Source organism: Leptospira tipperaryensis, from assembly GCF_001729245.1.
Classification (GTDB): domain Bacteria; phylum Spirochaetota; class Leptospiria; order Leptospirales; family Leptospiraceae; genus Leptospira; species Leptospira tipperaryensis.
In genome coordinates, this window is the sequence record NZ_CP015217.1 from 2,346,367 (window position 1) to 2,371,821 (window position 25,455).

Here is a 25,455-nt window from a genome sequence, read left to right on the forward strand (position 1 = left end):
CCTGAAATGCTCTCTACGGATCGCATGAACTACCTGAAATGCTCTCTACGGATCGCATGAACTACCTGAAATGCTCTCTACGGATCGCATGAACTACCTGAAATGCTCTCTACGGATCGCATGAACTACCTGAAATGCTCTCTACGGATCGCATGAACTACCTGAAATGCTCTCTACGGATCGCATGAACTACCTGAAATGCTCTCTACGGATCGCATGAACTACCTGAAATGCTCTCTACGGATCGCATGAACTACCTGAAATGCTCTCTACGGATCGCATTTCAGGGATAAAGTCGTTCCATCATCCTTGGAAACGGAATACATTCTCTCACGTGTTGCAGTCCGCAGATCCAGGCGATCATTCTCTCGGAACCAAGACCGAAGCCGGAATGCGGAACCGAGCCGTATTTTCTCAGATCCAGATACCAATCGTAAGATTCGACCGGAAGATTTTCCTCTTTCAGTCGATGAACAATATTTTCATAGTTCTCTTCTCTTTCCGAACCTCCGATGATTTCTCCCACTCCGTCCGGCGCGATGAGATCGGCATTGAGAACGGTCTTTGGATCTTCCGGATTTACTTTCATATAAAACGCCTTGGCTTCTCTCGGATATTTCTGAATAAAAACGGGACCACCGTATTCCGTAGTCAACATCTGTTCTCTTTCGGAATTGATATCATCCCCCCAAACGATGTCTTCTCCTTTGGACTGAAGAATTTCGAGTGCCTTTGTATAATCGATCACAGGAAATTCTCTTTCCAAGTATGCGAGCAACGGAGTCGGATCTCGATCCAGAACTTTCAAATCTTCTAAAGAATTCTGAACCGTTTCCTTTATGATCGTCTTTACAAAATCTTCTTGGAGTTTGAGATTCTCTTTGTGACCTGTGAACGCAACCTCGGCTTCGACCATCCAGAACTCCGTGAGATGTCTTCTTGTCTTACTCTTCTCGGCGCGAAAGGTCGGACCAAAACAAAAGACCTTGTTGTGCGCAAAGATCGCGGTCTCGAGATAGAGTTGTCCTGTTTGCGCGAGATACGCATTTCCTAAATCGAAATATTCGGTCGAAAAAAGAGTTCCCGCACTTTCTCCCACGGACCCGGTAAGAATCGGTGTATCGATGAGTAAAAAATTTCTTTCATGAAAGTATTTACGAATCGCAAACGATAGATTATCTCTCACTCGAAGGATCGCGAGTTGTTTGGAAGAACGCAACCAGAGATGTCTTTGAGAAATCAAAAAGTCGATTCCGTGTTCCTTGGGTGTGATCGGATAGTTCTCGGATTCTCCGACGACTTCTATGGATTCTAAGATGAGTTCAAATCCGATCGGAGATTTTTCGTTTCGAACCAACTTTCCAGTCACGGAGACCGACGTTTCTTGACGGAGATGTTTTACGGTTTGAAATAATTCTTCTCCGAGGATTTCTTTTTCCGCGAGGACTTGTATGATCTTTCCGCTGTTTCTTAAGGAGAGGAATTGTCTTGCGTTGCTCCCCCGGATTCCATGCACCCAGCCCTGGATCGCGACTTTCTCATCCACGTGTTTTTCTAATTCATGATTGCTAACGACTTGAGTTTCAGACATGGACTCATTTTACCCTTTCGGTTTCACCGGAAAGGATATTTTTTACCTGACAGAGAAAGGAGTCCCGAAATCCTGAGAAGTATGAATCCGGTTTTGTTAGATGGAAAAAAACTCTCTGAAAAGATCAGAGATGGGATTCGTTCTGAAATTGAAGAACGAAAGGCTAAGAATTTAAGAATTCCAAAACTCGTGACGATCCTCGTCGGAAACAACCCCGCGTCCGAGACCTATGTTTCCATGAAAGTCAAGGCCTGTCATTCCGTGGGAATGGGTTCCGAGATGATTCGTCTCGGAGACAACACGACAACGGAAGAATTGTTGGCAGTCATCGACAAACTCAACGCGGATCCGAACACGGATGGAATTCTTCTCCAACATCCTTCTCCTCCTCAAATCGACGAAAGAGCCGCCTTTGATCGGATTTCTCTTCGCAAAGACGTGGACGGAGTGACCACACTTTCCTTTGGAAAACTCTCCATGGGAGTCGAAACCTATCTTCCTTGTACACCCTATGGAATGGTCCTTCTTCTCCAAGAATACGGAATCAATCCTTCCGGTAAAAACGCAGTCGTAGTCGGTCGTTCTCCCATTCTCGGAAAACCTATGGCGATGCTTCTTACGGAAATGAACGCAACCGTCACACTCTGTCATTCTAAAACTCAGAATCTTCCCGAGATCGTAAAACAAGCTGACATCGTTGTAGGCGCGGTAGGAAAGCCGGAATTTATCAAAGCCGATTGGATTAAAAAGGGAGCGGTTCTTTTGGACGCGGGTTACAATCCCGGAAACGTCGGAGATATCGAGATCTCCAAGGCAAAGGACCATTCTTCTCATTATACACCCGTACCCGGCGGGGTCGGTCCGATGACGATTGCCGTATTACTCTTACAGACTCTTTATTCCTCAAAAGAACACTTTACACCACCGGTAAAGTGAAAACGATGTTTCCTGATGGCGATCAGTTTTGACGAATGCTTTCAAACCTATCCGGAGCTTCATAGCCCTGCCGACCTGGATGAATTTTGGTCCGAGGCGATCCGCGATTTAAAGAATTTTCCTATTAAAAAACAGTCGAAGGCGCTTCTCAAAGGATCGATTATCAAGGAAACGATCTATGACATTTCCTTTCAATCCTGGCAGAACGCTACGATTACGGGAACTCTGGTCATCCCGAGAAAGAGAGGAGATCTTCCTGTAGTCATTCACTTTCACGACTACGGTCACGAAAGACCCGCAATCATCAAAGGACTCACGGAAACCGGAGTCGCCCAACTCATCATCGATCTAAGAGGCCACGGAACCCAATTGGTTCGTCCTCAGTTAAAAGAAGGCGAAGTCGCCGATCCGGATTGGACCCCGGGTTATTTTACCAAAGGCCTGGATGGAAAGGATTCTTTCTACATGAAAGGTTTGTATTTGGATGTGATCCGTGCCATCGAATTCTTAAGACTCACCGACGGGATCGACGGAGAAAAGATCATTCTTTCCGGAAAATCCCTGGGAGCCTCTCTTGCGGTTTTCGGAGCGGCTTTTACAAATCGTGTCAAGGGTCTCATCTTAGAAACTCCGAACTTTTGCAATATTGACGATACGCAACTCAGACTCGAAAAGAACTGGATGAAAGAGATCAATCTTCAACTCGCGAGTTCCAAGACCAAAAAAACCGCGATGAAAAAAAGTTTAGCATATTATGATAGTCTTAACTTTTCGAAAAAGATAAAAATTCCAACTCTGGTTTCCGTCGGGCTCGACGACAAGATCTCTCATCCTAAATCGGTCTTTGCACTTTTTAATCACATGAACTGCGACAAAAGAATGCAGGTCTATCCTACGGAAGGAAACGAGGCCGGTCTCAAGGGAGAAAAACAAAACGGCGCCAATTTAGAATTTGTGAGGGAAATATTCTTTCCTGAATGATCGAAGTTTACTTTCACAATTCCCTTACGGGCAAAAAAGAAAAATTCTCACCCGCAGATCCTAAGCGAGTCACGGTTTATTCCTGCGGACCCACGGTCTATAACTACGCACATATCGGAAATCTAAGAGCCTTTCTTTTCGTGGATTTCCTCCGAAGATCTCTCAAACTTTTGGGATACGGAGTCGATATGACGATGAATATCACGGACATCGACGATAAGATCATCCGAGATTCGATCGCAGCAAAAAAGAGCATTCAAGAATTTACAAAACCCTGGACGGAAGCTTTTTTCGAAGACCTAAAAACCGTTCACGCGGAAATCTTAGAACATTACCCGAAAGCTACGGAATCGATTCCGGAAATGATCGAGATCATTCAAAAGCTTAAGAACAAGGGTCTTGTTTATGAGAAGGACGAGAGTCTTTACTTTTCGATTCAGAAATTTGAGAATTACGGAAAACTCAGCAAGATCGATACTTCCGGGATGAAAACCGGAACCCGTTACGATACGGACGAATATGAAAAAGAAGACGTGAGAGATTTCGTTCTTTGGAAAAGTCCAAAGGTCGAAGGCGAAGCGTCTTGGAATACCGAGATCGGAACCGGACGTCCCGGATGGCATTTGGAATGTTCCGCGATGATTCGAAAAGTGTATCAGAGCGGAGTCGACATTCATACGGGCGGGGTCGACCTACTCTTCCCTCATCATGAGAATGAGATCGCTCAATCCGAAGGAGCCTTTCCCGAAGAAACGTTCGTAGGGACTTGGCTTCATTCCGAACACCTTCTCGTAGACGGACAAAAGATGTCCAAGAGCAAGGGAAACTTTTACACGTTACGCGATCTTGTCCAAAAGGGAATCGATCCAAAGGCGATTCGTTTTCTTTTGATCTCGACCCACTATCGTTCCAAATTGAATTTTTCCACGGATCGTCTGGAAGAATCCGCGAACAGCATTCGTAAGATGCAAAACTGTTTGGATCGACTTTTGGATGCAGAGCCGAATTACGAGATCGTATCCGATTTTACTTTTACAAATCCTTCGATTCTTACATGGAAAAAGGAAACGGAAGAATCCTTAGCCGACGATCTCAATATCGCCAAAGTCTTAGCGGTAGTTTTTGAATCTTTGAAGATCATCAATTCACTACTAGATTCCGTAAAGAATCCAATCACCTCTCAGAGAAGAAAAGAATTCATTCAACTTTTCGCATATTACAATCAGCTCTTTGACGTTCTCGAATTTTCTGCCGAAAAAGATCTGATCGATTCCGAGATCGACTCTCTCATCGAAGAAAGACAACTCGCTAGAAAAAATAAGGACTTCGCCCGCTCAGACGCGATCCGAGATCAACTCTTGGCTCAGGGCATTTTGATAGAAGACACAAAAGACGGACTCCGCTGGAGGAGAAAATAGCTAGGCAAGAATATATCTTTGGGAAGAGAACTCTGATCGAACTCACGGAGGCTCATCAAGGAAAGGAACATTCTTTTCCTTTCACCGAGTTGTATGTAAAAGAAAATCCCGGTTCCGAGATCGTAGAAAAGATCTTAAAAAAACTTCCCTCATACGTTAAGGTTCACAAGGTTTCCATTTCTAAGTTAGACGCTCTTGTTCCTGGAAGAAATCACCAGGGAATGGTCGCGGTAAAAGTTTCGAGCAAAGAATCCACTCTGGATCAAAAAGATTTAGAAAACATTCTTCCTACCAAACCCGGGCCTTTTCTCATTTTAGATAGAATCCAAGATCCCGGCAATTTAGGAAATATCTTGAGAACCGCCGAATGTTTCGGAATCAAGAACATCATTCTTCCTGACAGAGAATCCGCGGGAATCACTCCCGTTGTGGAGAAGGTTTCCTCCGGCGCCCTTTCCTTTTTAAAAATCTTTACGGTTAAGAATCTCGCAAACACCCTCGAACTACTAAAGGAAAACGGATACTGGATCGTTTCCACAAGCGATCGTGGAATCGAGGATTGGTCCAAACTCCCCGATTTGAACGAACTCGCGATCTTGATGGGAAACGAAGGAGAGGGAGTCAAAAGAATTTTGATGGAGAAATCGGACTTTGTTTTGAGAGTTCCGATGCACGGAAATCTTTCTTCCTTAAACGTTACGGTTGCAACCGGCGTCGTCCTCGACAGACTCGTAAACCGCAAATAACTCTCCTTTCACGATCGTTAGATCTTTCTACTTCCGAAGAAAAAACTTCTTTAGGAGTTTCTAATTCTATTTTGTAAAAATTTGTCAGGATTTAACTCTTGCATTTTTCTTTTTTTTAGGTTTTCATGGGATACAATGAAATCTTATCCTTTCTTTTTCAGAATTACATTTTCCTTAATTATACTCAGCCTCTTCTCTTCCTGCGCGGATCTTTCCATCGATAAGCTAAAGGAAAAACTCAATCTAAAAAAGAAAAAAAGTATAGCAGAGGAAATTTTGGGCTCTCTCACCTTTGTCTTTTGGGCCGAAACCAACCATGAACTTTATAAATTCATTCCCTTGGCTCCCGTTCTTTTGAAGTCTCAGATTTCTGCGGATCAATTTGCAGTCGCAACCCCCGAACTGAAAGAGGCAAAATCTAAAATCGTTTTGATACACGGTTGGGACTTTAAGGAAAAGAATATCGATCCTCCTACTGATAAATTTACAAAGGTTTCCAACCTGAGAGGAACCTGGGACGACGCTCTGGAGATCTATTCGCAAAATCTCTCCGGGGTGCAGACTAATTACGAACTCTATACGTTCACTTACAGGACCTCCGATTATGTGGAGAATAACGGAAGGAGATTGATCGATAAGTTAAATTCCGTTTTTACGGCGAATGACAAAGTGATTCTTCTTGCGCATTCCATGGGCGGTCTCGTGAGCCGATCTGCCTTATACCATCAGAATAATACCAACGATGTGATCGATTTTGTCGTTTCACTCGGAACTCCTTATCTAGGTTCTCCATTTGCTTCCTCGAGCTATCAGGGAAGTTTTGGAACGTTAGGCGATCTTATAGGCTTTATGACGGGAACCCAAGGAGGAAAGGATCTTGCTTATACGAACGCGTTTGGAACGAGCTATGTTGTTCCTCTTCCGAGCGAATACATAGACGGCGCTTACAATCTCTATCTCGAGAGATTGCTCGCAGATTCTTCCAAAGACGCGAGGGTGACCGCATTTTACGGTGCGATGAGCGTTTGTAACGGTCACGCGGGATCGGATTCCATCTATACGATTGGGTGTACTTTTTTGAGCAATGGAAGTCCGAGTTTTGCAAATAAGAGCGATGGAATCGTGACTACGACGAGCGGAAAGATGTCCACAAAACTTCCGGGCGCCCGTCAGATCTCAAAAGATTTTGACCACGCTCAACTTTCTTTTCGAAATCATGTGAGTAGCACCGCAAGAAATACGTATTTTACGGAAGTGTTGACGATTATCAACGCGTTATAAGAAGTTTTTGTCGGAGTTACGACAAGGACGTCGGCGAGGTTTTGCAGTTGACTACATGCAGATTTTGTGATAGAGGAAACTCGCACGATTTTTTCCCGCCACCTGCCCCTCCACCCAAAATTTTGTACATCCTGGGACATAGGTAACACTTTAGACCAGAGACATGGGTTACACTTTTAAAGTCTTTGTTACTTTCTTCGTGTGTTCGTTGAAGTAACCGATTGTTACAAAGCTGAAGAAAATCTTCCAGAGACCATCCTCGATGGGCTCGAACCCGATTCTTTCCCCAGCCAAACTCTTAGTAATAAAGTATCTCTGATTTTTCCAGTAAAAACAACCTTCGTCCACCTTACGAATTTCAAAATGATCCGGATAAGAAATCTCCGGAAGACGATTCGGAAAAGATCTCTGAGAATAATTGTAAATCTGAGAAGGGGTCTTTTGACCTAGAGCCTCATGAGGTCGTTCTCTGTTGTATTCAACTCGAAAGCGATCGAAAGACTTCTGTTGTTGTCTCATAGAAGAACGAATCGGGTAAACGGCTTCCGCTTTGAGAGTTCTATGCATCCTCTCGTGTCTTCCGTTCTCTTGAGGTTTTCCTGGACGAATCCTCTCCGGAAAGATTCCTAACTTGATCCACCAAGTGGAGAGCAAAGAGAGTCCTGAACCGGCCGCAAAAGGAATTCCATTGTCCGTTCTGATCGCATTCGGAAGGCCGTATTCTCGAAAGCATTTTTCGAATTCTCTCTTAGTCTCGTAAGTTCTTGTCCCTGAGAGCCCTTTGCAGCAAAGTAAGAATCTACTAAATCCGTCGGGGATCGTCAGAGGATAACAACGGATCCCGTCCCTCAACTTGAAATCTCCTTTGAAGTCCGCACACCAGATCGCATTCGGATGATCATATCCTCGAAACGGTTCCGAAGGAGGAATCACTCCTCGTTTTCTCTTTCTGGGTTTTACAAATCCTCTTTTTTGGAGAATGTTTCCGATCGTGCTCGCCGAAGGCCAGATGATTTCAGGATTACTCTCTTCTAAGATCACCAGTAACTTCTTAGGACCCCAAGTCGGATGTCTCTTTCGAAGAGCGAGGATCATTCTTTCCTCCGCAAATCCTACTCGATTTGGGTTCGAATGCGGGGTTCTACTCTTTTCCAAAAGACCGTTCGGGCCTTCCTTTCGATACCGATCCAACCATTTGTAACCTGTCTTTCGGCTGATTCCAAACGTCTCGCAAAGCGAAGTCATCGATATATTTCCATCGCAGACCGCTGCTATGAATTTTACTCTCTCGTCCATGGGTGACACCTCTTTCCAGGGCAAAGGCTTTTTCCTCCTTTGCCATCATTTTAGTGTTACCTATGTTCCCGGTCTATTTTGTTACCCATGTCTCCGGTTTGTACCCAGGGCGGGGACCGCGTCTTTTACAGAAAAATCGTCGGAGTTCCGACAAGGACGTCGGCGAGGTTTTGCAGTTGACTACATGCAGATTTTGTGATAGAGGAAACTCGCACGATTTTTTCCCGCCAACCCGCCTCCTCCACCCAATGAGGGTGGGGACCGCGTTTTTTACAGAGAAACCGTAGGAGTTACGACAAATTTCAAAACGAAAATTTCAGTCCAGTCGAACCGAAATTCCCATCTCTTGCATCGCTCTCTTCGTTTCTCGAATCGAATATTCACCGAAGTGAAAGATCGAAGCCGCAAGCACCGCGTCGGCTTTCCCTCTCAGAATCGCTTCCACCATGTGTTCCGGGTTTCCCGCGCCTCCGGAGGCGATGATCGGGATTTCAAGAGCGGAAGAAAAAGCTTTTAGTAGATTGATATCGAATCCGTTCCTCGTTCCGTCTCGATCCATGGAGGTGAGAAGAATTTCGCCCGCACCCTTTTCAGCTGCTTCCTGCGCCCAGTCCAAAGCTTCCCTACCGGTTTCAGTCCTTCCTCCGTGTAAAAAAATCTCGTATCGATCTCTTTCCTTTTGGAATTTTACATCGATCGCGCAGACGATACACTGGGAGCCATAGATCTCGGAGGATTCTCTAAGAAGTTCAGGATTTTGAAATGCGGCGGTGTTGATGGAAACCTTATCGGCTCCCTTCTCCAAAACGGCTCTTACGTCGGCGACGGTTCTGATTCCTCCGCCCACAGTAAATGGAATGAAAATTTTTTCGGCGATTCTTTCCACGAGATGAAGAAGAATCTCTCTTCGATCCGAAGAGGCAGTGATGTCTAAAAAACAAAGTTCATCCGCAAGATTTTCTTCGTAAATCGCGGCCGATTCCACGGGATCTCCGGCGTCTACGAGATTTACAAAGTTTACTCCCTTTACCACCCGTCCATCCTTGATGTCCAGGCAGGGAATCACTCTCGCGGTAAGATTACTCATCCGATCTTTTCCGGAAATTGAATATTCAAACCCTCTAATTTAGAAATGGCTTGTGAAACTCCGAACAACTTTCCTTCCTCAAAAGAAGGCGCGGTGATCTGTAAACCGATCGGAAGACCTTTTCCGTTTTTTCCCATCGGAACGCTGATCGCCGGAAGTCCCGCTAGATTCACGCTCGTAGTCCAAATATCCGCCTTATACATCTGAACCGGATCCTTAGTCTTTTCTCCGACCTTGAACGCGGTAGTCGGTGATGTCGGCTGAAGAATGAAGTCCACTTTGGAAAAGAAAGATTCGTATTCTTTTTTGATAAGAACTCTCGCTTTTTGAGCGGTTCCGTAGTATGCGTCGTAGTAGCCCGCTGAAAGGGAAAACGTTCCTAAAAGAATTCTTCGTTTTACTTCAGCTCCGAATCCTTCCGTTCTGGAATCCACATACAAATCCTCTAATTTTCCTGTAGGATCCTTTCTCGCCCCAAAACGGATTCCGTCAAACCGAGAAAGATTGGAAGAACATTCCGCGGTAGCGATGATATAATAGATCGGGATCGCGAGACTGAATTTTGAAAAATCCAATTCTATCAGAGTTGCGCCTTTTTCTTTCAACTGACCGAGAAGAGTTTCGTAAGCTTTCGTAACGTCCGGATCGATCTCCGGTGTCATCTTGATGACTCCGACTTTCAGACCTTTGAAATCCACTTCCTTAACGGAAGACGCGGAAAAACCGGGACGATTGACGGATGTAGAATCCCTTTGATCTTTTCCCGAGATTACAGAATACAAATCGATACAACCCTGTACGTCTTTTGAAAAAGGTCCTATCTGATCCAGACTGGACGCGTAGGCAACGAGCCCATAACGTGAAACGCTTCCGTAAGTGGGCTTGAGTCCATAGAGTCCACAAAGAGAAGCCGGTTGTCTAACCGAACCTCCCGTGTCCGATCCAAGTGCGAGAGGAACCATAGACGCGGCAACTGCCGCGGCGGATCCGCCGCTCGAACCTCCGGGAATTCTTTCTAAGTCGAACGGATTGCGAGTCGTCTGAAACGCCGAATTCTCAGTCGAAGAACCCATCGCAAATTCATCCATGTTCGTTCTTGGAAAAAGGATAAACCCTTTTTCGAGAAGTCTTTCCACAACGGTTGCGTTAAAAGGTGATTTATAATTTTCTAATATTTTAGAAGAACAGGAAGTGATCGAATCCTGGATACAGATATTATCCTTGATTGCGACCGGAATTCCGTCAAACTCCGAAAGAGGTTTTCCGGCCTTTCTTCTCGCGTCACTCTCGGAGGCTGCTTCCAATATTTTCTTTTCGTCCAAAGACAAAAACGCTTTTACGGAACCGTCCACTTCCTTGATTCTTTCGATACAAGCCTTTGCGAGATCCGTAGCGCTCAGCTTACTTTCGCCCAGAGCCGTCTTCAATTCTGTATAAGATTTTTTTAATATTTCGTTCATGTCTCGATCACCTTAGGAACGACGAAGTAGCCGTTTTGAAAGGAAGGCGCGAACTTTTCGATTTCTTCTCGAGAGAGGTGTTTTCCGGAGAGATCCGGACGAATCGCGTTTTCGTGTTGAAAGTAGATCTCGTCGTCTCCGATGGAAGAAACGTCCAGACCCTTTACTTGGTCCACGTATTCCAACACCTTATTAAAATCTCTCAGAGTAGATTCTTTTTCTTCGGGACGGATTTTTAAACGCGAGAGGTCGGCGATTTTTTGCAAAGAATCTTCGTTCAGGTTCATGATTCTCTCCCTTGCAGTCAGAGTGTTTTAGTAGGCATTTTTGTCCATGATTCCTTTAAAAGGAGTCAAGAGAATAATCTTCAAGTCGAGCCAGAGAGACCAGTTTTCGATATAATAGATGTCCGCGGCGATTCGATCGTCGATCGAAGTATCTCCTCGGAGCCCTTTCACCTGGGCAAGCCCCGTGATTCCGGCCTTGACCGCGTGTCTTCTCATATAATGTCTGTGATCGTTCTTAAATTTTTCCACAAAATGAGGACGCTCCGGTCTCGGGCCCACAACGGACATATCTCCAAAAAGAACGTTGAAAAATTGAGGAGTTTCATCCAGAGAAAGTTTTCTAAGAATCTTTCCGATCCCAGTTACCCTCGGGTCGTTTTGAATCGTCCAGGTCGTCTCGGATTGGGTTTTGGCCTGGACTACCATGGTTCTAAACTTGATCATACTGAACTTTTTATTATCCAAGCCGACTCTTTCCTGATAGTAAAAAACAGGGCCGGGCGAGGAAAGTTTTACAAACAAGGCCATCAAAAGATAGAAGGGTGAAAAAAAGAGGATAAAAAGAATGGAGAACGTTAGATCAAAAAGACGCTTTATAAATTTATTATATCCCAGTCGGATCGGAATGTTTCGTATGGAAATGACGGGAAGTCCTTCCATCTCTTCCACTCTTCCGCGAGCTTTGATGAACTCTTGAAAGCCCGGAACGATCTTGAGATCAATTCCCTCGTGATCACAAGCATCCAAAACTTCTTTTAGATAATCACCCTCGGAAGGTTCGAGCGTATAGACGACAAGATCCGGTCTTTCCGTTTCGAGAATTTTCGAAATCTTTCCGACTTTTCCGATCACTTTCATATCTTTGCGAACCGGTTTTCCCGTATTCGCTTGAACAAAACCTAAAATCTTATAACCGTAGATCCCGTGTTTGATGACTGCGTCGTTAAAACGTTTCGAAGTTTCCGAAACTCCCACGACCAAGACACTTCGAAGGTTGTAACCGCGTTTGCGAAGAGTTCTTAAAAGAATTCTCGCGATATAATGGATCAGACTCGTGGTAACCGTGTTGATAACCGTGTAAGCAAGAATGACGGATCTCGAGAATCTTTCGCTTCCAAGATCTCCTCGAAAGAAAAAGAGAACCGCCAAAACCAAAACGAGATTGAGAAAAACTCCTCCCCCGATGGTTAAGAATTCATCGATAAAGGAAAGGCCGCGTCTTGGATGATAGAGATCGATCGCGATAAAAACAATCACTTGAAAGAAAGCTAATAGAACGAAAAGAAAAACATAACTCTCAACGTCCACGTATTGTCTGTCCATTCCGGTTTCGTCTACGACGTAAAAACGAAACACGAACGCAAGCGCCCCTCCAAGAAGAGCGGTCACAAAATCCAAGATCGTAAAGATCAACTTGAATGTCTGACTTCTTTCTTTTAACATCTTAAGGATTCTCCGAAGATATTCCCGCGCGATCGCCGGTTTGGAACGGACGTTTTCTAAATCTAAACAGACGAATTCTTGTCAGCTCGGAAGAATCCTGTTGGCCCAAAGAAAAGTCCGTGATCGATATCGAGAAGAATACGGACTGATCGTAAAAAGAAACAAGTCCATCCGTTCTCCCTCCGGGAACCGCTCGAAGATCCATGCTGTACCCAAGTCTGAAGTTCGCAGTATGAAGATTGTATTTGATCGTTCCCATAAAACGATTGATGTTGAGGGCCGTATTCTGTTTGGCCCCGTTTCCGTTGACTCCGGTTCCATCGAGCAAGTCCCTTTGCAGAGTGGTTCTTTCTAAATTGAGAGTCGACGCAGAGGTTGTCGGATCGTTTCCATAAAAGAAAGTATCGTATGTGTTTCCGACCTGATTGGTATATCTCCAAGGCTGACTGACCCTGGAATCCAATTCCGCCTCTATCCCTAAGTGTCTCGTGAAATCCACATTCGCTTTTACGAATATTCTATAACCGTCAAGTATCGGGCTGTTGTAAACGTGATACCAGGTTCCTCCCAATTCCAATTCCCGAATCAGACGGACAAAAGGAAGAGTAAAACCGCCCATCTTGTAAGAAGCGGTAAAACTGTTGGAAAGCGGACGGGCTTTCGGAGTATGATGCACGTAGTCGTTGTTGATAAACAAACCGGAATAGAAGCTCCTTTTCTTTTCGAGTAAGGAAGCTCGTTTCGGACGAAGGCCGTCCAAGAAATCAAAGTAACCCGAAAAACGGGCCACCGTAAAATACCAGCGTTCTTGGTTTGTAGGTTGAGGCTGATAGTCCGGAGAAAAGGATCTCAAGTCTCGTATGGTTCGAATCGAAATTTCAAAATTCTCAAGCGCGTAACTTTCCAAAGAGATTTCCAATTCGTGTTGTCTCGTCTTCGCGAGAATCGGATCTTGTAGTTCCGGTTTGTAGGCTTCCAGTTTACGATACGTCGCGTTGAAAAAAATCAGCGGGATCCCGATTCTCAAATTGGAAGCGGTTCTTACGTATTCGTAGGATTCTCTCGCGAGATAACGCTCCAAAGAAGTAAACGCGTTATCCGTAACACCCGTGACCGCAGCGTTGTTTCTGCTCGTCGCGGATTGTTTTTTGGCCCCGAAAAATGCGTTCGGAGTAAAGGTCATATAACTTCCGAAATTCAAAGTAGTTCGAAGACCCGTTTCACCTTGTGTGAAGTATTGAGTTCTTAGAACATTCTCCTTATAATTTCCATAAGGATCCTGATAATTCCCGTCGAAGGTCGGAACGCTCAGGTTCTCGCGGGTTGGAACTCCATAGTAACGAAGGATCGTATTGTTTAAGTAGGCGTCCCAGTAGACTGCCGAGTTGAAGTAAGGAATCCTTCCGATCTCGGAAGAGTTTCGAATCGTAGTAGTGGGAAGAACGTCGACCGTAGGAAAGTAACCGGACTTATCCGTAGGACTCAGGATATAATACAAAAGATTTCTCTTCATCCCTACGTTGATCGAAAGATCTCCCCGGTTTTCGGTGTAATCAAACTTCCATTCTAAAGTATTTCGAATATAACCCTGACGGACGTTTCTCGCGGTATATAAGGACTGAAGCGAGTTTGAAGGTTCGTAACGATTCCCGTATTCGTAATCAAAAAGTCTGTTGGTATAATTTTCATATTGAAAACTGATGTTTCGGGTAACGTCTTTTTCGGTATTGTTTGTTTTTGAGTTTAAGAGAATTCTTCCCTTCCACCAGGGTTCCACGTCCTGACCGATGTTTCGATACGGACTGTTTGGGTCGTAAGGAAACGAAGCTCCCTTATCGATTTGATTTGTAACTGCCGTCGTTCCGATTCCAAAATTATGAAATCGATCTTCGTAAGCGCCGGAAATCGCGTAGTTTCTATGATTCGCGTATCCGATATCGATCAAGTAGTTTAAATAAGGACTTTGTTTCCACATCTCGAGTTGAAACGCCTGCCCCGTCTTTTCATAAAAGTCAGCTCGAAATTTATAACCCATCGGGGCGACCGCAAGCGTTGGCATCACGGACCACTGATACGAGTTCTGCATAAACAGACCTTGCGTATTATTCTTACCCGCCTGAGTGACCCATCCGTTTCCCAAGTTGCTATTGTAAAGAAAGGGCAACCAAAGAACGGTGGTTCCGCCGACCTGATAACGCACGTTAGTCGCCATCACGGTTTTATCGTCGTAGATATAGAGTCGATTTACTTTAAAAGAATAGTGCGGTTTTTCCGCGTTACAGATCGTAAAGTAACCCATCTCGAGCGCATAACGTTTATCGTCTAACTTCTTCAACTTCTCGCCGATAAAGTGAGCGGGTGCGAAGGTTCCCTTTGTTTTATAGACCACCCCTTTTTCTAAACGGAAGTCGTAGATAAACTTGTCCCCTTCTATTACGGCGCGTCCGTCCTTGTAGACGATCCCGCCTTCGGCGTAGATTTCTTGTCTTTCGCTATCGACCGTGATCGTTTCCGCTTCGATGGAACCCGATCTGAGTTTCAGTCGAACACGGCCTCTCAGTACAAGAACCCCGGACTTATTCTTATCCACTTGTAGGAGTTCTCCTTCGGATGCGTTTTCGATGGAGATAGGAAGAGCCTTTTTGGTTTGAGGTAAACTCGCGAGAGGATCGGCGGCCACGGGAAGCGCTTCTTCCAACGCGGCTCTCAGACGTTTTCTTCTGCTAAAAAGAGATCCTTCTCTCGTCAGTCCGAGGGAAAGAAGAAGGTCGTCCACTTCCCGGTCCGGAAGTGTATCGATGGACTTTCCTAAAAGCCGATTTTTGGCTCTGAGAATGGCTAGTTTTTTATCGTCGTTTGGAGAAGAGGACGGACTTTGATCCGCCGCTCCGCCCGTCATAAAACGAAGCATCTGTTCTTCCGTCTGCCCAAAGATAGGAATTCCCAGCAGAAGTAAACATAGAATCAGGATAAAGCGGAGGTGCATTCCGGTACCGGTGTCAGATTATTCTCGGGAATTAGATTTTCATCTAATAATTTTTGTGAAAACGAGAACACCGACCCCCAAGAGAATTCTATACACACCAAAGGCTGAGAAAGAATGCCTTTGAAGATAGTGTAAAAACCAGCGTATTACGAGTGTGCAAAGAAGAAAGGAAACTAAAAATCCAAATGCCAAAACCGGAATCGTATCTCCGTTTAAAATCGAACGGTATTTGTAGAGTTTGTAAATTCCGGCAGCCAACAAAACGGGCACGGCGAGAAAGAAAGAAAACTCAGCGCTACTCTTCGTATCCTTTCCTAAGAATCGAGCGGTGATGATCGTTGCCGCTGATCTGGAGATTCCCGGGATCAACGCGACACACTGAAAGATTCCGATGAGAATCGCGTCTTTGAGTTCTACCGATTTTCTTTCGTGAGTTCCTTGTTTTTTATGGAAGAACCATTCTGCGATTAAGATCAGAACTCCGCCGAAGATCCAAGCGCTCGCAAGAATATCCAGAAGGTCCGGTCTTGCTTTGATCGTATCTAAAAAGTTCTTCGCCACAAATCCCGCGGCTAATATGGGAAGCGCGCCGATCACGATCTGAATTACAAAATGAAATCCTTGTGGATCGGAATTCTTCTTAGTTAAATAGGAAACGGAAGAAATGATATGCGATCGAAATCTTTCTCGGTATAAAAAGAGAACCGAAAGAATGGCCCCGCTCTGAATGAAAATATCAAAAAGATCGTCGAACTCAATTCCGAAGTTTTCTCCCGAAAATGGAAAAAAGGAACTGAATAGAAACAGGTGTCCCGTAGAGGACACCGGTAGGAATTCGGTGATCGCCTCAATGATACTTCTCAGAAAGGCGTTCAGGTAATGGTTCAAGAGAAATTACTGTCCGGAGGTTTTTGGGGCTTCCGTTTTAGGAGCTTCTGTGCTCGGAGCCGTCGTCGTTTCTTCTTTCTTTTCGGTTCCGGTCGCGGCGGCGGTCGTCTTTCTCTTCAAGAAAGCGTCGAGGTCAAACTTGTCGTTGTGTTTGATCGAAACTTGTTCTTTGATTCTTTCCAAAACCTTTGGAAGAATTTCTTGAGACTTGTCTTTTTTGAGTTTTGCTCTCGCAAAAAGAATACAACGATCGATCGGAAGAGAACTTACTTGTGGTTCTTTCGCGCGGAGTTTTTGACATTCTTCCATCGCTTCTTCTTCGGAAATCTTAATTTTACTTTCCACAAGGTGCATAACGTAAAGCTGAGAAACGATCTGCATTTCTTGGAATTTCAAAATCTTTTTGATATCGTCGCGTTTTGTAAAACCTTCTTTTTCAGCCGCGATCGTGGTGATCATCATATCTCTATACTGATCGTAAAAATTCTTTTTTTGAAACTGGTAGTTCAGAGCTCTCATCTGCTCCGGAACTTCGGCGATGTCTTTCGAGATAAACTCAAGAAGATTTTCCTTCTCGATATTTTGAACCCGACTCATCGCGTCGATGGCGACATTGTATGTGTCTTCGAAGCTGTTTACTGTGATCTTGTTTCCGTCAAGAGTCTCGATCACTTCGGAATTGTCTCCGCAACCCGCAAAAAAAGCGGGAAAAAGAATAAGAGAAATTAAAATAATGTTTTTTTTCATCGGACTTAGGGTTCCTGTGCAAAGGATAGGATTCGGGGTTTGGTCGTCTATACTTTTTTGGAAGGGAGCATTTCAGAAAGGAGAAAGATGAGGTAGTTCAACTTTTCCTTTTCCGATTTTTTTCCAGTCTGAAAAATCAGCACGTTGGGTTCTCTCGGGTTGATCGTAAGACCCGTTTTCGCGGAAATCAAATTGATAATCTTTTCGTTGTCCCCTCTGAAATAAGAACCGGACTTCAACTTGATCTCGTCCTTCATCTCCGCGACGGATTCGAATCCGAGATTGGACGCGAGAGTACGGATCTTTTCCAAAAGGATAAAGGTTTTTGCATCTTCCGGAGGTTCTCCGAAACGATCCATCATTTCGTTATAAACTTCGTCGATTTCTTCGAGGTCTCTCGCGCCTTCGAACTTTTTATAGAATTCTATTTTTTGTCGAGTGTCGGCGATGTATGTTTCCGGAATGAAGAAGTTTGTGTTGAGAGTAACTGAGGTTCTCACTTCGACGGCGACTTCTTCTCCCTTGATTCTCGCGATCGCTTCTTCGAGCATATGAACGTAGAGATCAAACCCTACTTCCATAATATCTCCCGATTGTTCCTTTCCGAGAAGATTCCCCGCTCCGCGAATTTCTAAATCCCGCATCGCAACCTTAAATCCGGAACCAAGTTCTTGGTATTCGTAGATCGTATTGAGACGTTTTTCGGCTTGTTCCGTAACGACCCGATCCTTTGGAAGAAGCATATAAGCGTAGGCCTTTCTATCGCTTCGACCCACTCTTCCCCGAATCTGATACAACTGAGAAAGACCGAAAAGATCGGCCCGTTTGACAAAGAGAGTGTTTACGTTCGGCATGTCGATCCCGGACTCTATGATCGTAGTCGTTACAAGAATGTCATACTTACGATTGTAAAAATCCAAAAGGGTTTCCTCGATTTCGTCCTCGGTCATCTGTCCGTGTAAAACTCCGATCGAAACTTCGGGAACGATCCCGTTCAAATATTTGGTTTCTTGTTCGATCGTTTCCACTCGGTTATAAAGATAAAACACCTGGCCGTCGCGTTTGATTTCGTTTCGAATCGCTTCTGCGATCAGGTCCTCGTCTTCTTCCAGAACATAGGTTTCGACCGACTGACGGTTCTTAGGCGGGGTTGCGATGATCGAAAGTTCTCTGATTCCGGTCAGGGCCATGTGAAGGGTTCTTGGAATCGGTGTTGCGGTGAGGGTCAGAACGTCCACGAGATTTTTAAACTTTTTGATCGCTTCCTTGTGATTGACTCCGAATCTCTGTTCTTCGTCGATGATAAGAAGTCCGAGATTTTTCGGTTTTAATTTGGAAGAAAGAATCGCGTGGGTTCCGATGACCATATCCACTTTTCCGTTTGTAAAGTCTTCCAGAATCGCGCGGATTTCGGAAGGACTTTTAAAACGAGAGACTAGTTCCACACGAACCGGATAGTTTTCAAAACGATTCTTAAATGTATTATAATGTTGTAATGCTAAAATCGTAGTCGGCGCGAGCATCATGATCTGACGGCCAGCGATCGCAACTTTAAAGGCCGCTCGGATCGCAACTTCAGTTTTACCGTAACCGACGTCTCCGCAGACGAGACGATCCATGGGACGGGGAGATTCCAAATCTTTTTTTACGGCTTCGATCGCGTCGATCTGATCGGGAGTTTCTTCGTATTCAAACTCGGCCTCAAATTCTTCTTGATAGACAGTGTCGGGTGGAAACGCGTAACCCTGAAGTTTTAGACGATTGGAATACATCAGGACCAGATCTTCGGCGAGTTCTTCGACCGCTTTCTGAACCCGTTCCTTTGTCTTTTTCCAAGTACTTTTTCCGAGACTGTCTAAACGAGGAGATTCGGTTCCTCCGATATATCTCTGAACGAGAGAAATCTGATCCAGGGGAACAAAAAGAGAATCGCCTCCGTTATATTCAAGTTTTAGAAAGTCTCTTTCTTTACCGCCGGCGTTGGTTCTTTCTATCTTTAAGAATTTTCCGACCCCGTGGTGGATATGAACTACGAAGTCCCCTTCCTTGAGATCGATAAAACTCTGAAGGGCTTTGCTGTTTTGTTTTTTAAAACGGGTCTTACGTTTGTATTCTCGACCGAAAATATCATTTTCGGATAATATTAGAATTTTCTGATCTTCGTAGATAAATCCGTTTCTGAGTTCGGAAAGAACTAAAAACGCGTCCTTTTTTGTTTTACCAAGATGGAACGGAACAGGTTCCGTCGCCTCTTCGTTTAACAAAACGATTCCCTCTTTTTCAAACAAACTCTGAAGACGTTTTGTCTGCGCCTCGAAAGAGGAAGTGAGGACGATCTTCCATCCGCCTTCGTTTCTGAGTTCTGCGATTTTTTCGCGAACCTCACGGATCTTTCCCCGGAACGTAGGCGCTTCCTTCAGAAAAGAAACCGTATCGTTTTCATTTCGAGGAGGAAGACCGATAAAAGAAAGACCGATTCCCTCCTGAAGAACCCGATGTTCTTCTCCAAAAGAAAGGAGTTTTTGCGGAGGGGCGCAAAGAATTTCTTTGGAACGTTTTTCAAAAAGAGAAGAATATTCTCTTTCGAGATGAAGCATTCTTTCCTTTACGGAATTCGGAGAAGGAACCAAGAGAATCGGAGGTTCCGGAAAGTAGGAAAGAATCCCGTGATTCTCCCGAACAAGAGGAATCAGTTCTTCGTAATAGATTCCGTAGTTGCCGTCTGGAATTTCCGGAAGGTGTAATGAAGAATCCGAGGACTTTAGAAGATTCTTATATTCTTTTTTTTGTTCTTCCGAAAGAATATATTCGTCCGCTGGAAGAAGGATCGCCTTTTTAAGATCGGCGACCGATCTCTGAGTATCGGAATCAAAGGTTCGAATGGATTCGATCTCTTCGCCGAAAAGATCGATCCGAACCGGCTCGGAAGAATAAGAAGAATAGATGTCTAAGATTCCGCCTTTGAGACTGAATTCACCAAAGGTTTCGCAGACGTCCGCGCGTTTGTAACCGAGATCGATCAACTCGATAAGAAGAAGTTCGAGATCGATTTCCTTTCCTTTTTCTAAAGTAATCGCTCTTCCTTGAATGGTTGTCACGGGAGGAAGCGTTTTTAAAAAACCGGAGACTGACGTAAAGATGAGCGCGGGTTCTCCGCTCAAAATTCTAGCGATGGCCTTGATCCGTTCTCGTTTCATCTCCGCGGGATAACGAAGATATTCGTAAGGAAGGACTTCCTGTCCGGGCAGATAAACGAGATCGCTGCTCGAAAGAAAACTCAAAGATTCTCTGTATAAAAACTCCGCGGCCGTATTGTTTTCGGAAACAACAACGATCGTTCGATTCAATTTTTGAAATAAAGAAGAAGCTAATATAGAATGACTTCCGTTTACGACAGAATAGATACTTCCGGTAACGGTTTCGTCCACGGAAGTTTTGCCTTTTGTCGCAGAAGCGACTTTTGACGAAGCTGTAGATTTTGAGGATCCGTTTTTCTTTTTGGAAGTCGCGGCTCCGAAAGAAGAAAAGAGTTCGTCTCCTACGATTTCAAGAAGATCTTTCATTCGTCCACGCTCAGAGTGAGATTGTCGATCAGACGAACCGGTCCTATAAAAACTGCGACCGCAAGAAGAACGTTACCCGTAACACGTTCCAAATTCTCCAGAGTATCCGCGTTCAAAACTTCTAAATAATCCAATTTTATTTTTGCGGAAGAATCAAGGACGTCCTTCATAATCTCCCGGACCAGAACCGGATCCTTTACTCCGGAAAAAATCTGAGATTCTCCCAGACGAAGCGCTCTCGATACCAAAAGAGATTCCTCCTTTTCGGTTTCACTGAGACGCGCGTTACGCGAGCTTAAGGCCAATCCTTTATCAGAACGGATCGTCTCACAACCGACGACTTCTACACGAAACGCCAACATTTTACAGAATTCACGGATGAGAAGATATTGCTGATAATCTTTTTTACCAAAAAAAGCAAGATTCGGTTCTACGAAGTGAAAGAGTCTCGAGATCACAAGAAGAACTCCTTCAAAATGCCCCGGACGCGAAGTCGCGCAGAGATTGTTCATGAGATGAGGAATTTTTAAGACGACATCGGGAATCCCGCCCGGATACATCGCTTCCTTATCCGGTAAAAAAACAAGATCCACGTTTTTGGATTCGCAGAGTTTGAGATCTCCCTCCGTATTGACCGGGTACTTCGCGTAGTCTTCCGGATCGTTGAACTGCGCCGGATTGACAAAGATGGAGACGATCGTTTTGTCGGCGCGGGAAACGGATTCCTCAAAAAGGGTCGTATGTCCTTCGTGCAAAAAACCCATAGTAGGAACAAAGCCAACTTTTTTGCCTTCACTTTTCCAGATTTTAACCTGGGCGTTTACTTCTTCGGGAGTTCTACAGAGTATCATAAAATTCGAATATTCTCAGGTTCTGATTTTAACCGAGGTTCCGTGCTCTTCGTCCAAACCTTCGAACTCGGAGAGGGTTTTTACGTGGGGATAGAGTTCCTTCAAAGATTCTTTGGAAACTTCCTGCCAGGTAACACGTTTTAAGAATGTGGAAACTCCGAGAGAGGAATAAATTCTCGCGGCTCCGGCGGTCGGGAGAATATGATTGGTTCCGCTGATATAATCCCCCATTGCCACCGGGGAATAATTCCCCAAAAAGACGGAACCCGCGTGTCTCACCTTTTTGAGATCTTCTTTATAAGTTTTTGTCTGAATTTCCAAATGTTCCGGAGCGAAAAGATCCGAGAACGCAAAACATTCTTCTAAATTAGGAAATACGAATATTCTTCCGTTGTCTTCGATGGATTTTCGTTTCATCTCTCCGCGTTTCGGACGTTCTATCAGAGCCTTGTCCACTTCTTTCTGCACTTCTTTGGCAAGATTTAAAGAATCGGTGCAAAGAATCGCGACCGAATCTTCTCCGTGTTCCGCTTGCGACAAAAGATCCGCTGCGACCCAGATCGGATTTGCCGAATCGTCAGCGATAACAAGAACCTCGCTCGGTCCGGCTGGGCTGTCGATTCCGATCACGCCGAGTCCGCTCAAATAAACTTTGGCGGCGGTGACAAACTTACTTCCCGGTCCGATGACAAACTCGGAAGCGGAGATCGTTTCGGTTCCATAGGAGACGGCCGCGATTCCTTGTGCGCCTCCCGCGAGAACGATCCGATCCGCGCCGGCAATCTTCGCCGCGGCGATGAGTCCATCGGGAAGTTCTCCTCCTTGCGGAGGTGTTACGATTTGAATATTTTTTACTCCGGCGAGTTTTGCCGGAATCACTCCCATAAGAATGGTGGAAGGATACAATGCCTTTCCACCGGGAGCGTAGACGGAAACGGATTCGACCGCGGTATGACGGATCCCGAGACGATTTCCGTTTACAATAATTTCCTTATCTTCCGGAATTTGAATCTGATGAAAGGCTCGAATATTATCGGCGGCTTTTTGAAGAGCGGCTTCCAGTGCGGAATCGATTTTAGGATGGAGTTTGGAAAGATCCAAAACAAAAGAATCCGGAACGATTCCGTCAAACTTGCGAGTGTATTCTCTGAGAGCGGAATCCCCGTTTCTTTGAATGTCCTCGATAATCGGTTGGACCAAGGCCAAGGTAGAACCTAAGTCCTCTCGGGCCCGTTTCAGAACCGGATCCAGGATTTCCCGATCTTTCAAACTGACTGGAAGAATTGGAATCGCCATCTGAAAACCAGGATTTCGAAAAGAACTCTTCCTGCATCTGAAATTTACTCAAAAAAACAATTGCCCCAAAAAAGAATTCGCGCAGTTTATCTTTTGCCTATGAAACTCATTTCACTCAATTGTAACGGAATCCGCTCTTCTCTCGAAAAAGGACTCTCCGATTATATCCGAGAATCCAAACCCGACTTTATTTGTTTTCAAGAAACCAAGGCGATGCAAGAACAAGTCCCTACTTCTCTCTGGGAAGAAGGCGGTTATACTCCTGTCTTTCACAGCGCGGAAAAAAAAGGATACAGTGGAGTCGCGATTCTTTATAAAAAACCTCCGCAAAAAATCACGATCGGCCTCGGAGATCCATTCTTTGATTCCGAAGGAAGAAGTATCTATTTAGAATATCCTGATTTTGCACTCTGGAATCTTTATTTTCCATCCGGAACCACCGGCGACGTAAGACAAGCCGCGAAGATGAAATTCTTAGACCTCTTTCAAAAAGAGGCTGCGAAAAGAAGAAAAAAACAACCCAATCTGATCATCTGTGGAGACGTAAACATCGCGCATACTCCGCAGGACATCCACGACCCAAAAGGAAACGCAAAGAGCAGCGGCTTTCTTCCGGAAGAAAGAGAATGGCTGACCGGCTTTTTAAAACAGGGTTGGATCGATACGTTTCGCTTTCTCTATCCCGAAAAACAAGAATATTCCTGGTGGACCTTTCGCGCGGGCGCGCGGGCCAAAAACAAGGGATGGAGAATCGACTACTTCTTTGTTACCGAAGAATTGAAAAAGAATGTAAAGAGCCAGACGATCTACCGAGACAAACCTTTCTCCGATCACGCTCCCTTGATTCTTGAGATGAAACTTTAAGTCCATTTTTTTCCATCGAAACGATTGTTCCGACAAAACAAAACTTGCAATCGGACTTTAAGTCCGATTGTGATAAAATTACGGGGAATCGACGATTCTTTCCAAAATCTCAAAAAGGACGCGCTTGCAACTCTCAGTAAGCTCGTAATAAAAACGATGGAGTTCCCACAAACTCTGTCTCTTTTAGCGATGAATGAACTTTCCGGCAGACGAACTGAATGCACAGTTCTTGCGGGAGTTCCCACATCCTGAGGTTTAAGCAAGTTCCAAGACTTTTCTAAAAGCGATTTTCTCTTTTAAAAGAAAATCCGACGCTCGCTCGCTCGATTGATACTTTTAATTTGAGAATATTCGGAATGAAGAATATTTGAAAGAGCCGGGGTTTCCCGGCTTCTCGAATTCAAACAAAATTATCTGCGGCCTCGAGGACGATCTTTCATCTGATCCAGGTGAGTTTTGCATTCGGGGGAAAGCTGAGCTTCGTTTTTTCGAAGACAATCCCTCATCGCTCCGCCCCTTCGATTTACGTCTTTGCAGAATTTTTCGCGATCATCATAACAAGGTCTTCCTTTTTTACCCCAAGATGGATTTCCACCTCCATTTCCTTGTCCGGAAATTCCAAACATCGAAATGATAAAACAACTCAAGACTAAAATCTTTTTCATAAGATTCTCCTCATATATTTTCAAAGCAAAGCGCAAAAAAAAAGTCTATACGCCTTTTCGTTTCGTCTCAAAAAAATGTATTCGAATCGCCAAAATCCATTCGTAAGAATGAGGAAAACGAAAAGGAACTTAGGACTGACTCCTAAGAGTGCATAAAAAACAAAGGAAAGTCAAATTAGAATTCCGGTCCGCTCCAAAGATCGCACTTGATAATTATCAACAAAAGGATTGAATTCTCGATTGAGTCAAAAAATCAATCGAATCCAAATGGGAAGTGGTATAGCAAATTTCGGAATAAAAAGCTTATAAGGAAAAAAGGAGCGAAACAATTTGTCCGAAGAAGAGGATCAATTTCAGAAAATAATAAAATTTTAATAAACTAAAAAAGGATATAACCTATGAAATACATCGTAGAAACAAAAAAGACGGTAGAAAAGTGTGTTCAGGATTTAGAAACGGAGATCGTAAATCAAAAATATGGAGTCCTTCATATTCACAACTTGAAAGAGACTATGAAAAAGAAGGGAATCGACTTCTTGGAAGAATGTCAGATTTTAGAGGTATGTAATCCTCAAAAAGCAAACCAGGTCTTAAGTGAAGACATGGAAATGAACTTGGTTCTCCCTTGTAGGATTTCCGTTTACACAGAAAAAGGGAAAACAAAAATCGGGATGATCAAACCTACCGGTCTTTTAGGAATTTTTTCGGATTCAAAGGAGCTCGCCCAAATCGCGAAACAAGTTGAAGAAGATTTGATAAACATCATTCGAAATTCAGCGAACTAAAACTCATTCCAAAGTTAAGGTCCATTTAAAAAAAACAATATTCGTTCTTTCAAAAGATAGGTCTTTTAGCAAATCCTACCTTGAACGGACTTCAAGTCCGATTGCAAGCATTATTTAGGCAAAGCGTCGTTGTCGGAACTACGACCCAATAAATAAGATCGCCAAACTTTCCGAAATTTCACAATTCAGAATATTCGTTTTCAAGAATAGGATTCTGATTAACGAATTTTTCCCTTTTGTAATAAGTAAGCTTTGCAGTTCGGAGAAAGAGAAAAGGCGTTTTG

General features: G+C 44.3%; 21 protein-coding genes. 8 read left to right on the top strand and 13 right to left on the bottom strand.

The genetic code is table 11. The features are described 5' to 3' along the window. Positions 1 to 283: 283 nt before the first annotated feature. A complete protein-coding gene (gene asnS / locus A0128_RS11115) occupies positions 284 to 1,591 on the bottom strand; it encodes an asparagine--tRNA ligase (RefSeq protein WP_069607580.1) in 1,308 nt (435 codons plus the stop codon). A gap of 81 nt (positions 1,592 to 1,672) precedes the next feature. Between asnS and folD the strand changes: the two genes are divergently transcribed. From folD to A0128_RS11140, 5 genes are all read left to right on the top strand, one after another. Next, entirely contained in the window at positions 1,673 to 2,527 is an 855-nt protein-coding gene (folD, locus tag A0128_RS11120) for a bifunctional methylenetetrahydrofolate dehydrogenase/methenyltetrahydrofolate cyclohydrolase FolD (protein ID WP_069607581.1), read from the top strand. 15 nt (positions 2,528 to 2,542) lie between these two features. After that, a complete protein-coding gene (locus A0128_RS11125; RefSeq protein WP_069607582.1) occupies positions 2,543 to 3,508 on the top strand; it encodes an acetylxylan esterase in 966 nt (321 codons plus the stop codon). After that, the gene (gene cysS, locus A0128_RS11130) at positions 3,505 to 4,926 is read left to right on the top strand and encodes a cysteine--tRNA ligase (protein WP_069607583.1); all 1,422 of its coding nucleotides are present in this window, start codon (positions 3,505 to 3,507) and stop codon (positions 4,924 to 4,926) included. Before A0128_RS11125 ends, cysS begins: the two co-directional genes overlap by 4 nt. Continuing rightward, positions 4,911 to 5,672, top strand: coding sequence for a 23S rRNA (guanosine(2251)-2'-O)-methyltransferase RlmB (gene rlmB, locus A0128_RS11135; RefSeq protein WP_083244105.1), 762 nt, complete (start codon positions 4,911 to 4,913; stop codon positions 5,670 to 5,672). The genes cysS and rlmB overlap by 16 nt, the downstream gene beginning before the upstream one ends. A gap of 135 nt (positions 5,673 to 5,807) precedes the next feature. Continuing rightward, positions 5,808 to 6,953 carry an esterase/lipase family protein gene (locus A0128_RS11140; protein ID WP_069607585.1) on the top strand — a complete coding sequence of 382 codons (1,146 nt, stop codon included), beginning with the start codon at positions 5,808 to 5,810 and terminating at the stop codon, positions 6,951 to 6,953. 168 nt (positions 6,954 to 7,121) lie between these two features. Here A0128_RS11140 and A0128_RS11145 read toward each other — a convergent pair whose 3' ends face one another. The 11 genes from A0128_RS11145 to hisD all read right to left on the bottom strand — a co-directional run bounded on the left by A0128_RS11145 (position 7,122) and on the right by hisD (position 22,857). Further along, the gene (locus A0128_RS11145) at positions 7,122 to 8,273 is read right to left on the bottom strand and encodes an IS481 family transposase (protein ID WP_427854304.1); all 1,152 of its coding nucleotides are present in this window, start codon (positions 8,271 to 8,273) and stop codon (positions 7,122 to 7,124) included. Between the two features lie 292 nt (positions 8,274 to 8,565). After that, complete coding sequence (gene hisF / locus A0128_RS11150) at positions 8,566 to 9,336, bottom strand: imidazole glycerol phosphate synthase subunit HisF (RefSeq protein WP_069607587.1); 771 nt, start codon at positions 9,334 to 9,336, stop codon at positions 8,566 to 8,568. Continuing rightward, positions 9,333 to 10,796 (bottom strand): Asp-tRNA(Asn)/Glu-tRNA(Gln) amidotransferase subunit GatA, encoded by a 1,464-nt coding sequence (gene gatA / locus A0128_RS11155; protein WP_069607588.1) that lies wholly within the window; start codon positions 10,794 to 10,796, stop codon positions 9,333 to 9,335. The genes hisF and gatA overlap by 4 nt, the downstream gene beginning before the upstream one ends. After that, positions 10,793 to 11,083, bottom strand: coding sequence for an Asp-tRNA(Asn)/Glu-tRNA(Gln) amidotransferase subunit GatC (gatC, locus tag A0128_RS11160; protein WP_069607589.1), 291 nt, complete (start codon positions 11,081 to 11,083; stop codon positions 10,793 to 10,795). The genes gatA and gatC overlap by 4 nt, the downstream gene beginning before the upstream one ends. 27 nt (positions 11,084 to 11,110) lie before the next feature. Further along, positions 11,111 to 12,526 (bottom strand): undecaprenyl-phosphate glucose phosphotransferase, encoded by a 1,416-nt coding sequence (locus A0128_RS11165; protein WP_069607590.1) that lies wholly within the window; start codon positions 12,524 to 12,526, stop codon positions 11,111 to 11,113. 1 nt (position 12,527) lies between these two features. Beyond that, positions 12,528 to 15,512: an LPS-assembly protein LptD gene (locus A0128_RS11170; protein WP_069607591.1), complete on the bottom strand. Its 2,985-nt coding sequence runs from the start codon at positions 15,510 to 15,512 to the stop codon at positions 12,528 to 12,530. Positions 15,513 to 15,551: 39 nt separating this feature from the next. Further along, positions 15,552 to 16,400, bottom strand: coding sequence for an undecaprenyl-diphosphate phosphatase (locus A0128_RS11175; RefSeq protein ID WP_069607592.1), 849 nt, complete (start codon positions 16,398 to 16,400; stop codon positions 15,552 to 15,554). Between the two features lie 6 nt (positions 16,401 to 16,406). After that, positions 16,407 to 17,147 (bottom strand): lipoprotein LipL31, encoded by a 741-nt coding sequence (locus A0128_RS11180; RefSeq protein ID WP_069607593.1) that lies wholly within the window; start codon positions 17,145 to 17,147, stop codon positions 16,407 to 16,409. 47 nt (positions 17,148 to 17,194) lie between these two features. After that, a complete protein-coding gene (gene mfd / locus A0128_RS11185; protein WP_069607594.1) occupies positions 17,195 to 20,710 on the bottom strand; it encodes a transcription-repair coupling factor in 3,516 nt (1,171 codons plus the stop codon). Next, entirely contained in the window at positions 20,707 to 21,561 is an 855-nt protein-coding gene (gene panC, locus A0128_RS11190) for a pantoate--beta-alanine ligase (RefSeq protein WP_069607595.1), read from the bottom strand. Before panC ends, mfd begins: the two co-directional genes overlap by 4 nt. 15 nt (positions 21,562 to 21,576) lie before the next feature. Then, on the bottom strand, positions 21,577 to 22,857 hold the full coding sequence (gene hisD / locus A0128_RS11195) for a histidinol dehydrogenase (RefSeq protein ID WP_069607596.1): 1,281 nt from the start codon (positions 22,855 to 22,857) through the stop codon (positions 21,577 to 21,579). Between the two features lie 99 nt (positions 22,858 to 22,956). Here hisD and A0128_RS11200 point away from each other — a divergent pair, with 99 nt between their 5' ends. Both A0128_RS11200 and A0128_RS22110 read left to right on the top strand, forming a co-directional pair. Next, a complete protein-coding gene (locus A0128_RS11200) occupies positions 22,957 to 23,721 on the top strand; it encodes an exodeoxyribonuclease III (protein WP_069609248.1) in 765 nt (254 codons plus the stop codon). A gap of 69 nt (positions 23,722 to 23,790) precedes the next feature. Beyond that, positions 23,791 to 23,973, top strand: a complete 183-nt coding sequence (locus A0128_RS22110) for a hypothetical protein (protein ID WP_156781826.1) — start codon at positions 23,791 to 23,793, stop codon at positions 23,971 to 23,973. A gap of 158 nt (positions 23,974 to 24,131) precedes the next feature. Here the strand turns inward: A0128_RS22110 and A0128_RS11210 are convergent, their stop codons facing one another. After that, the gene (locus tag A0128_RS11210; RefSeq protein ID WP_069607598.1) at positions 24,132 to 24,386 is read right to left on the bottom strand and encodes a hypothetical protein; all 255 of its coding nucleotides are present in this window, start codon (positions 24,384 to 24,386) and stop codon (positions 24,132 to 24,134) included. A 398-nt stretch (positions 24,387 to 24,784) separates the two neighbouring features. Here A0128_RS11210 and A0128_RS11215 point away from each other — a divergent pair, with 398 nt between their 5' ends. After that, the gene (locus A0128_RS11215; RefSeq protein WP_069607599.1) at positions 24,785 to 25,171 is read left to right on the top strand and encodes a DUF302 domain-containing protein; all 387 of its coding nucleotides are present in this window, start codon (positions 24,785 to 24,787) and stop codon (positions 25,169 to 25,171) included. Positions 25,172 to 25,455: the final 284 nt, after the last annotated feature.

What these genes read in the sequence shown, in the direction of transcription:
- hisD (WP_069607596.1), bottom strand. Translation starts at nt 22,857, where the DNA reads ATGGCGATTCCAATTCTTCCAGTCAGTTTGAAAGATCGGGAAATCCTG.
- A0128_RS11165 (WP_069607590.1), bottom strand. Translation starts at nt 12,526, where the DNA reads ATGTTAAAAGAAAGAAGTCAGACATTCAAGTTGATCTTTACGATCTTG.
- A0128_RS11215 (WP_069607599.1), top strand. Translation starts at nt 24,785, where the DNA reads ATGAAATACATCGTAGAAACAAAAAAGACGGTAGAAAAGTGTGTTCAG.
- gatC (WP_069607589.1), bottom strand. Translation starts at nt 11,083, where the DNA reads ATGAACCTGAACGAAGATTCTTTGCAAAAAATCGCCGACCTCTCGCGT.
- A0128_RS11200 (WP_069609248.1), top strand. Translation starts at nt 22,957, where the DNA reads ATGAAACTCATTTCACTCAATTGTAACGGAATCCGCTCTTCTCTCGAA.
- folD (WP_069607581.1), top strand. Translation starts at nt 1,673, where the DNA reads ATGAATCCGGTTTTGTTAGATGGAAAAAAACTCTCTGAAAAGATCAGA.
- cysS (WP_069607583.1), top strand. Translation starts at nt 3,505, where the DNA reads ATGATCGAAGTTTACTTTCACAATTCCCTTACGGGCAAAAAAGAAAAA.
- A0128_RS11210 (WP_069607598.1), bottom strand. Translation starts at nt 24,386, where the DNA reads ATGAAAAAGATTTTAGTCTTGAGTTGTTTTATCATTTCGATGTTTGGA.
- A0128_RS11140 (WP_069607585.1), top strand. Translation starts at nt 5,808, where the DNA reads ATGAAATCTTATCCTTTCTTTTTCAGAATTACATTTTCCTTAATTATA.
- hisF (WP_069607587.1), bottom strand. Translation starts at nt 9,336, where the DNA reads ATGAGTAATCTTACCGCGAGAGTGATTCCCTGCCTGGACATCAAGGAT.
- A0128_RS11125 (WP_069607582.1), top strand. Translation starts at nt 2,543, where the DNA reads ATGGCGATCAGTTTTGACGAATGCTTTCAAACCTATCCGGAGCTTCAT.
- gatA (WP_069607588.1), bottom strand. Translation starts at nt 10,796, where the DNA reads ATGAACGAAATATTAAAAAAATCTTATACAGAATTGAAGACGGCTCTG.
- asnS (WP_069607580.1), bottom strand. Translation starts at nt 1,591, where the DNA reads ATGTCTGAAACTCAAGTCGTTAGCAATCATGAATTAGAAAAACACGTG.
- A0128_RS11170 (WP_069607591.1), bottom strand. Translation starts at nt 15,512, where the DNA reads ATGCACCTCCGCTTTATCCTGATTCTATGTTTACTTCTGCTGGGAATT.
- panC (WP_069607595.1), bottom strand. Translation starts at nt 21,561, where the DNA reads ATGATACTCTGTAGAACTCCCGAAGAAGTAAACGCCCAGGTTAAAATC.
- mfd (WP_069607594.1), bottom strand. Translation starts at nt 20,710, where the DNA reads ATGAAAGATCTTCTTGAAATCGTAGGAGACGAACTCTTTTCTTCTTTC.
- A0128_RS11180 (WP_069607593.1), bottom strand. Translation starts at nt 17,147, where the DNA reads ATGAAAAAAAACATTATTTTAATTTCTCTTATTCTTTTTCCCGCTTTT.